Here is a 260-nt window from a genome sequence, read left to right as displayed (position 1 = left end):
GTCGACTACCAGGCCGGACGTAAGGTCAACCTCGAAGTCGACCTGCTGGCGCGTTACCTGGAGCGCCTGCTGCTCGGCGACAAGGCCGCCGAGCCCAAGGCCTCGGGCCTGACCGAAAGCTTTCTCGCCGAACACGGCTACCTGAAGAATTGAGGAGACGCCCCGATGGCGCTCAACACCGCTGAAGAACTGATCGAAGACATCCGCGCCGGCAAGATGGTCATCCTCATGGATGACGAGGACCGCGAGAACGAAGGCGA

At 62.3% G+C, this 260-nt stretch carries 1 protein-coding gene; it reads left to right on the top strand.

The window, feature by feature from the left end; all coding sequences use genetic code 11:
• Positions 1-165 precede the first annotated feature (165 nt).
• Positions 166-260: 3,4-dihydroxy-2-butanone-4-phosphate synthase (locus tag V0R37_RS22595; protein ID WP_420376623.1), on the top strand; the 95-nt coding region annotated here is incomplete at its 3' end.

The organism is Pollutimonas rozaliensis (genome assembly GCF_048751585.1).
Taxonomy (GTDB): Bacteria; Pseudomonadota; Gammaproteobacteria; order Burkholderiales; family Burkholderiaceae_B.
The sequence above is the reverse complement of the archived record's forward strand: the minus strand, read 5'-3'. Positions and strand labels throughout refer to the sequence as shown.